The 8,899-nt window shown below is 72.4% G+C and carries 4 protein-coding genes and 1 pseudogene; 2 read left to right on the forward strand and 3 right to left on the reverse strand.

Features of this window, described 5'->3' with window-relative positions; translation table 11 throughout:
• On the reverse strand, window positions 1-3,714 hold the full coding sequence (locus ACIQU3_RS17480; protein WP_403733445.1) for a nitrate reductase subunit alpha: 3,714 nt from the start codon (window positions 3,712-3,714) through the stop codon (window positions 1-3).
• A gap of 355 nt (window positions 3,715-4,069) precedes the next feature.
• A complete protein-coding gene (locus tag ACIQU3_RS17485; protein WP_403734255.1) occupies window positions 4,070-5,281 on the reverse strand; it encodes a nitrate/nitrite transporter in 1,212 nt (403 codons plus the stop codon).
• Window positions 5,282-5,680: 399 nt separating this feature from the next.
• Between ACIQU3_RS17485 and ACIQU3_RS17490 the strand changes: the two genes are divergently transcribed.
• Complete coding sequence (locus ACIQU3_RS17490; protein WP_403739244.1) at window positions 5,681-6,103, forward strand: pyridoxamine 5'-phosphate oxidase family protein; 423 nt, start codon at window positions 5,681-5,683, stop codon at window positions 6,101-6,103.
• Between the two features lie 122 nt (window positions 6,104-6,225).
• Here ACIQU3_RS17490 and ACIQU3_RS17495 read toward each other — a convergent pair whose 3' ends face one another.
• The gene (locus ACIQU3_RS17495; protein ID WP_403739249.1) at window positions 6,226-7,254 is read right to left on the reverse strand and encodes an Acg family FMN-binding oxidoreductase; all 1,029 of its coding nucleotides are present in this window, start codon (window positions 7,252-7,254) and stop codon (window positions 6,226-6,228) included.
• A gap of 368 nt (window positions 7,255-7,622) precedes the next feature.
• Between ACIQU3_RS17495 and ACIQU3_RS17500 the strand changes: the two are divergent.
• Window positions 7,623-8,899 (forward strand): annotated as a pseudogene (locus ACIQU3_RS17500) (molybdopterin-dependent oxidoreductase); the annotation flags it as partial.

Below are 8,899 nucleotides of genomic sequence, written 5' to 3' on the forward strand. Positions count from 1 at the left end.
TCAGTACTCCACGTCCTGGTTCGCGCGGCGGCGGATGACGGTGACCTCGTCGCGCTGGTTGCCGGTCGGGCCGAGGTAGTTGAAGGCGTACGACAGCTGTGCGTAGCCGCCGATGAGGTGACTGGGCTTGATCAGCAGGCGGGTCAGGGAGTTGTGGATGCCGCCGCGCCGGCCGCTTGTCTCGGTGCGTGGCACGTCGATCAGACGGTCCTGGGCGTGGTGCATGTAGACGGTGCCCTCGGGCATGCGGTGCGAGACGACCGCGCGGGCGGCGACGACGCCGTTGCGGTTGACCGCCTCGATCCAGTCGTTGTCCTGCACCCCGGCCTTGGCCGCGTCCTGTGTGCTCATCCAGATCGTCGGCCCGCCCCGCGACAACGACAGCATGAACAGGTTGTCCTGGTACTCGGAGTGGATGGACCACTTGTTGTGCGGGGTCAGATAGCGGACCGTCACGCCCAGTTCCCCGGCCTCTCCGGGGCGCGGCTCGCCGAACAGGGCGTGCATGTTCAACGGCGGCCGGTAGACGGGGAGTTGCTCGCCGAGCGCAGCCATCCAGTCGTGGTCGAGGTAGAAGTGCTGCCGCCCGGTGAGGGTGTGCCAGGGCTTGAGCCGCTCGACGTTGACGGTGAACGGCGAGTAGCGGCGCCCGCCCGTCTCCGAACCCGACCACTCGGGGCTGGTGATGACGGGTACGGGGGCGGCCTGGGTGTCGGCGAAGGTGATCCGTTTGCCCTCGTGCTCGGCGGCCAGGTCGGCCAGCCGCATGCCGGTACGGGCCTCCAGGGCGTGGAAGCCCTGGGTGGCCAGGTGCCCGTTGGTGGTGCCGGACATCGCGAGGATCGCCTCGCAGGCGTGCACGTCCCGGGCGATCGACGGTCGTCCGTCCGCCACTCCCCCGCGCACGGTGCCGTTCTTGTGCCGCAGGTACTCCAGCTCGCGCTCCAGCTCGAAGGTCACGCCCTTGGTGGTGGCGCCCAGGGTGTCGAGCAGCGGGCCGAGCGCGGCCATCTTCTCGGCGACGGCGGCGTAGTCCCGCTCCACCGTGATCAGCTTGGGCATGGTGCGGCCGGGCACGGGGTCGCACTCTCCCGCCTTCCAGTCGCGGACCCGGCCGTGCGGGGTGGCCAGTTCGTCGGGGGTGTCGTGCAGCAACGGGGCCGCCACGACATCCTTGCGGAGGCCGAGACGGCCGGCGGCCTGGCGGCTGAACTCCTCGGCGAGGGTGTGGAAGGCGTCCCAGTCGGTGCGGGTCTGCCAGGGCGGGGCGATCGCCGGGTTGAAGGCGTGCACGAACGGGTGCATGTCCGTACTGGACAGGTCGTGCTTCTCGTACCAGGTGGCGGCCGGCAGCACCACGTCGGAGAAGACCGTGGTGCTGGTCATCCGGAAGTCCAGTGTCAGCAGGAGGTCGAGCTTGCCCTCCGGAGCCTCCTCCCGCCACACCACCTCCCTCGACCGGGCGTCCGGCGGCGCCTCTTCGGCGCGCACGGAGGAGTCGGTGCCCAGCAGATGCTTGAGGAAGTACTCGTTGCCCTTGGCCGAGGAACCCAGCAGATTCGCCCGCCACACGGTCAGGACCCGTGGGTAGTTCTCCGGCGCGTCCGGGTCCTCGCCCGCGAACCCCAGGCGTCCCGCCTTGAGTTCGTCCACGATGTGCTCGGCGACCGGACGGCCCGCCGCCTCTGCCTCGTCGACCAGGTCCAGCGGGTTGCGGTTGAACGTCGGATACGACGGCATCCAGCCCATCCGCGCCGACTGTGCGATCACATCCGCCGTGGACCTGCCGGCGAACGGCCCGCCCGCCCCGGCCGCCGCGAGGGTGTCGGCGGCGAAATGGTCATAGCGGAACTGGCCGCTGTGCAGGTACCAGTACGCCGTCTGGATCATCAAGCGGGCCGGACGGTTCCAGTCCGCTGCGGTAGCGATCGACTGGTAGCCGGTGATCGGACGGACCTTCTCCTGACCGACGTAGTGCGCCCAGCCGCCGCCGTTCACGCCCTGGCAACCGGTCAGCGTGGTCAGGGTCAGGAACGCGCGGTAGATCGTGTCGGAGTGGAACCAGTGGTTGGTCCCCGCCCCCATGATGATCATCGAACGCCCGCGGGACTCCTCGGCGTTGGCCGCGAACTCCCGCGCGATCCTCGCCGCCCTGCCCGCGTCCACTCCGGTGATCGCCGCCTGCCAGGCGGGTGTGTACGGCTCCTCCGCGTCGTCGTAGCCCGAGGGCCACTGACCGGGCATCCCCTCACGGGCCACTCCGTACTGCGCCAGCAGAAGGTCGTAGACGGTCGTCACGAGCCGCCCGGCGACCCGGTGCACGGGGACGCCCCGCCGCAGCCTCCGCGCGCCGCCGTCGGGGGCGTCGAAGCGGGGCAGGTCGACGGCGACCGGGGCCTCGTCACCGCCCTCGACGGACAGCTGGGGCCGGATGCCGCCGAGGTCCAGGTTCCACTTCCCGGCGCCCGCATCGCCGTAGCGGTCGCCGAGTGTGCCGTTCGGGACCACCGGCCGTCCGGTTGCAGCGTCCAGCAGCACGCTGCGGAACTCCGCGTGCTCGGCCGTGGCGGCCTCGCCACCGAGGTCGGCTGCGGTCAGGAACTTGCCCGGCCGGTACGTGCCCGGCTCCCCCTCGGCCTCGTCGAGGGCGACCAGGAAGGGCAGGTCGGTGTACTTCTTGACGTAGTCGGTGAAGTACGGGGTGCGGCGGTCGACGAAGAACTCCTTGAGAATTACGTGTCCCATCGCCATGGCGAGGGCTCCGTCGGTGCCGGGCCGGGCCGGCAGCCACTCGTCGGCGAACTTCACGTTGTCCGCGTAGTCGGGCGACACGGCGACGACCTTCTGGCCGCGATAGCGGGCCTCCGCCATCCAGTGCGCGTCCGGGGTGCGGGTCACCGGCAGATTGGAGCCCCACATGATCAGGTATCCGGCGTCCCACCAGTCCCCCGACTCGGGTACGTCGGTCTGGTCGCCGAACATCTGCGGGGAGGCCACCGGCAGGTCCGCGTACCAGTCGTAGAACGACAGCATCGCCCCGCCGAGCAGGGAGTAGAACCGGGCCCCGGCCGCGTGCGAGACCATCGACATCGCCGGGATCGGTGAGAATCCGGCCAGCCGGTCCGGGCCGTACGCCTTGATGGTGTGGACGTGCGCGGCGGCGACCATTTCGATCGCCTCGTCCCAACTCGCCCGCACCAGGCCTCCCTTGCCCCGGGCCCGCTTGTAGCGGCGGGCGCGCTCGGGGTCGGAGACGAGGTCCGCCCAGGCCGCGACCGGGTCGCCCAGCCGCTGCTTGGCCTCCCGGTACATCTCCAGCAGAACGCCGCGTACATAGGGGTAGCGCACCCGGGTGGGTGAGTACGTGTACCAGGAGAAGGCGGCGCCGCGCGGGCAGCCGCGCGGCTCGTACTCGGGCCGGTCCGGGCCGACCGACGGGTAGTCGGTCTGCTGGGCCTCCCAGGTGATGATGCCGTCCTTGACGTACACCTTCCACGAGCACGAGCCGGTGCAGTTCACGCCGTGCGTGGAGCGGACCACCTTGTCGTGCGACCAGCGGTCCCGGTAGAACTCGTCCGCCTGGCGGCCGCCCCGCCTGTGCAGCGAGCGGAGGTCCTCGGAGACCTCGGCCTTGGTGAAGAAGCGGCGGCTGCGCACCAGCGCCTCCGCCAGTTCGCCGTCGATGCCCGCCCGTGCCTGGCTTTCCGTGCTCACCGTGCCACTCCGCCCCGGGCGTACCGGCCCGTTCGAGTCGTGATCGAGTGCGGCCGCAGACGACGATACGACCGCCGTCCCCCGACCGGTCGACAGCCACGCCACGATCGTGCAAGACACCACCGGTGGAGATCATCGGCATGCCGGGCCGGTGGTCCGGGTTCCGCGGGACCACGCCTGAAGCGCGCCGAGCCCGGACGGCCCGGGGCAGCGGCCGGCCCGCTGCGGCGGGCGAGGAGGGAACGGGTCGGGCAGGCGGTCGGGACAGGGCGCCGTCTGGCTCCGCGCGCACTTTCTCGACCGATTCCCACGGTCCGTCCCCTCTCATTGGTTCGTGGCTCTCAGCCGCGCGGTGTCAGACGGTGGTCCGGGCGGTGCGGTGCCGGCGCCCATGACCGGTGCGCGGGGCCCGGTCGCCGCCCTGGACGGCGGAGCGGACACCGGTGAGGGTGTAGGCCAGTGCGGCGGTCGCCACGATCGCGAGCAGGACGAGACCGGCCGCGTACGTCTCGTACGCCCCGTACAGGGTGCCCATGACCAGCGGCGGCAGGAAGCCGCCCAGACCGCCCGCGGCGCCGACCACGCCGGTGACGGAGCCGACCTGGCCGGCCGGGGTCAGCAGGGCCACCAGGGCGAAGGTCGCTCCGCTGCCCGCGCCGAGCGCGGCGGCCATGGCGAGGAAGGCGATGGTGCCCACCGGTGCCAGGGCCGGGGTGAACGACTGCACGACCGCTCCGGCCACGACCACGGCGAGCGAGCCCGTCAGGACCCGGACCGGGCCCAGCCGGTCCGACAGCCAGCCGCCGACCGGGCGCATCGCCACCGCGAGGAGCACGAACCCGGCCATGCGGTTGGCGGCGTCGGCCTGAGTGAGGCCGTAGCCGGTCTTGAGGTAGGTGGGCAGGTAGACGGAGAAGGCGACATAGCCGCCGAAGGCGACGGCGTACAGCGCGGATGCCTGCCAGGTGATGCCGAGGCGGGCGGTGGCGGCCAGCCGGCGGACCAGCGGCTCGGTGGGCACGGTGCGGCCGGGTGCGTCGCGCAGGAGCAGCGCGGCGGTGACGGCGTACACGGCCAGCACCGCGGCGGTGATCAGGAAGGGGGTGGCCATGCTGTTCGCGTCGACGAGCCGCACGGTGGTGAGGGCGCTGATGGCGGTGCCGCCCATGCCGGCGCCGAAGACGCCGATGGCGAGTCCTCGCCGCTCGGGCGGGAACCAGGCGTTGACGAGGGGCACACCGACGGCGAAGGCGGTGCCTCCGATACCGAGGAAGAATCCCCCGACGAGCAGTGCGGCGAGGGAGGAATGCCCGGCCAGGCCGAGGTAGAGCACCGGCACGATGGTGGCCGCCGACACGATCGGGAACATGACCCGGCCGCCGAACCGGTCGGTCAGCGCGCCGACCGGGATGCGCCCCAGGGAGCCGACCACGACCGGCACGGCCACCAGCAGGGACTGCTCGAACGACGAGAGATCGAGGCTGTCCTTGAACCGCGGGCCGAGCGGGCTCAGCAGCGCCCACGCCCAGAAGTTCACGGCGAAACCGATCGTGGCCAGCGTCAGCATCAGCCACGCCCGCCCCGGCACCGGAGCACCTGACGGTGAGTTGTCGCGCCTGGACCTCAACGGCTGGACCATGTCGTCCGTCCCTTTCCTCCGCACGGTGGCACGGCGCCACCGGGATGACGCGTACACGGCAGGCCCGTTGCCTGCCGGACCGCGTCCCGTAACCACTGTCCGCAGGCGGACTCGCGGACGGCATGGGCCATCAGTCCCTCCCCGGGGCCGGACCGGCCCCGGCGTCCGGACCCGGCCGTCCCGCCCACAGCCCCGACTCGCCCGGTGCCCGCTCCGCCCCTCCGCGACAGCCGACGCACGGCGGTCCGTGGGCGTGGGGGGGGGGGGGGGGGGGGGGCGCCCCCCCCCCCCCCCCCCCCCCCCACGCTCGCGGGGGACGATGGGCTGATGTTCCAGAACGACGCCTTTCGCGCACTCGACCGGCAGGAGTGCATGCGCCTGCTCGCCAAGGTGCCGGTCGGCCGTGTGGTCTACACCCGGCAAGCGCTGCCCGCGGTCCTCCCCGTCAACTTCTCTCTGGACGCGGACGCCTCCGTCCTGCTGTGCACCTCACCGGGTTCGGACCTGGTCCGCGCCATCGACGGCGTCGTGATCGCCTTCGAGGCGGACGAGTTCGATGCGGCATCCCGGTCCGGCTGGAGCGTGGTCGTCACCGGACGGGCCACCGAGGTGACCGATCCGGCCGAGCACGAACGGCTGTTGCAGTCCGGCCCCAGCTCCTGGATGCCCCTGCGGGACGCCGTGTTCGTACGGATCGAGTCCGAGATGGTCACCGGACGCGAGCTCAGGGGAACGCCCGGCGCGCGGTGAGGCACAGTCCGTGGCGGCCCCGGGACTCCGGTCGCCCACCGCATGACGCGCGCACCGCGGACAGGGGTGCGTGCTGACGCGCCGAGGACGCCGGGGACAGGGGTGCGTGCGGACGGCGCGAGTCAGTCCGCCGATCCGGTACCCCCGTGGCGGGTCTCCCGCTCCGGCCCCTTGACGGCACCGGATACCGGGTGCGCGGACGCGCGAGGTGTACGTGCGCCCTCCGGGCCGTACCCGAAGCGGACCAGCAGCTGTGGATGGCACCGCCGCCTCGATCGGGCCATCGCCTCCCGCAGGTCGGGCCACTCCATCGCCTGGTGCAGCATCGAGGTCCGCACCCCGTGCACGGTCGCCGTCAGCAGCACGCGCTGCAACGCCTGCCCCGCACGCAGCCAGTCCTCACGCCCGTCGTGGGTCGTCCACAGCAGGGCCGCCTGGGCATGGCGTTCGAAACGCAAGGCGGGCAGCCGCGGCACGGGCAGCGCACCGGTGAAGTCCCGTACCGGCATCCGCCCGGACGCGTCCCGCGGGCCCAGGGCCGGCATGGGAATGCCGTAGGCGGCGTCCGTTCCCGGCGCGGTGATCCACGTACGCGCCTCGGCCGCGCGGGCGGGGTGGACGGCGTTGCGGGCCTCGGCAGCGGCCGTCAGGCGCAGCAGGCCCCGGGTCGCCACGATGTCGGGAACGTCCACGTGCGCGCCCTCGGCCCGGGCCGAGCCGATCATCTCGGAGACGATGGAGTCCGGCACCGGACGGCCGGTGAAGGGCATGCGGCTCGTGTGGCGCCGCTCGACCGCCTCGTACAGACCCCGCAAGGACGGCCCCCGGCCCGGGGTGACCTCGGCCAGTCGCACCGTGACCAGCAGGTCCGGATCGTCCGCGGTGGGAAGCAGCCGGACGACGGGATGCCAGCCCAAATGCTCCGCGGCCACCCGGATGTTGAAGACCGCGGCACCCACCGACAGGAGCTGGGCGCGTCGCTGGGGATCGGCCAGCGGCAGCCTGCGTCCCGGGTCCACACGGACCAGAATCGACCTGCTGTCCGGGTCCAGCCCGAACCGCCAGGGCTGCGTATTGTGGATCGACGGCGCCGCCACCCCGGCGGCCAGCAGGGCCTGCACCGACGAGGCGTCGACTTCCCGGGTCTGCATCACGGCTCCTTCTCCACCTTCTCTTCCGTTCCCCCCGATCCTGCGCCGCCGATTCGTTCCGGAGGAGGGTTGACCGGCCCCCGGCGACGGGCCATGCGGCCTCATTGCGCACTCCGTTGAACGCCCCCGGGAGCGGGCCGGCCGGCAGGAGGACCGGTGGCGGGTACCTGACGGGCACTCAGGACGGGGGTTCCGATCCCCCGCATTCGCTCAGGGCCGCCTCGTGGCTCCCCGGCCGATCGGAGGCGGCACCGGGGCCGTTGGGCCGTTGGTCCCTGTCACGGCCCGCCGCATGGGGCCGGTAGGCCAACCGTCGGGGACCGCCGGCCCCGGGTGGCGGAGGCAGTGCCCCGCTTAGCGTCCTGGCCATGGAGAACGATCAGAACGCGCGGCGCCGGACGTCGAGTGCAGGGGAGGGCTGGCCGCTGGCCGCCCGGCGGTTGCTGACCCGTCGCGAGGTGTCGGCCGACGGACGCGCCGTGTTCGGGACGGGTGACCCGAAGTGGGAGGGCTTCTACCGGGACCGCTGGGCGCACGACAAGGTGGTGCGCTCCACGCACGGCGTGAACTGCACCGGCTCCTGCTCGTGGATGGTGTACGTCAAGGACGGCATCATCACCTGGGAGCACCAGGCCACCGACTACCCGTCGATCGGCGCCGACTGCCCCGAGTACGAGCCGCGCGGCTGCCCGCGCGGCGCATCGTTCTCCTGGTACACCTACTCCCCCAGCCGGGTCCGCTACCCGTACGTGCGGGGCGCGTTGCTGAACCTGTGGCGCGAGGCCCGGCGCAGGCTCGGCGACCCGGTGGCGGCCTGGGCCGAGATCACCTCCGACCCGGACAAGGCCCGCGCCTACAAGCGGGCCCGGGGCAAGGGCGGGCTGGTGCGGGCCGACTGGGACGAGGTGTCCGAGCTGATCGCCGCCGCCCAGGTGCACACCGTCAAGGCGTACGGCCCCGACCGGGTCGCCGGTTTCTCCCCGATCCCGGCGATGTCCATGGCGTCGTTCGCGGCCGGTGCGCGGTTCCACTCGCTGATCGGCGGCACCCTGCTGTCGTTCTACGACTGGTACGCGGACCTGCCGATCGCCTCGCCGCAGGTCTTCGGCGACCAGACGGACGTACCGGAGGCCGCGGACTGGTGGAACGCGGGCTATCTGATCATGTGGGGCTCCAACATCCCCGTGACCCGCACGCCCGACGCGCACTTCCTGACCGAGACCCGCTACAACGGCACCAAGGTCGTCGCGGTCAGCCCCGACTACGCCGACAACGTCAAGCACGCCGACGAGTGGCTGGCTCCGCACCCGGGTACCGACGGGGCGCTGGCGATGGCGATGGGGCATGTGATCCTGCGCGAGTTCCTCGTCGACCGCGAGGTGCCGTACTTCCAGGACTACCTGCGCAAGTTCACCGACGCCCCGTTCCTGGTGACCCTGCGCGAGCACGAGGCCGGTCTCGTACCGGACGGGTTCCTGACCGCCGCCGACCTCGGGCGCGACACGGAGCACGCCGAGTCAAAGACCGTACTTCTGGACCGGGCCACCGGTGATCCGGTGGTCCCCGGCGGGGGGGGGGGGGGGGGGGGGGGGGGGGGGGGGGGCGGGGGCGGGGGGGGCGCGGGGGGGGGGGGGGGGATCGGCAA

Origin of the sequence: Streptomyces sp. NPDC101110 (genome assembly GCF_044759525.1) — a bacterium.
In the GTDB taxonomy this organism is placed as follows: Bacteria; Actinomycetota; Actinomycetes; order Streptomycetales; family Streptomycetaceae; genus Streptomyces.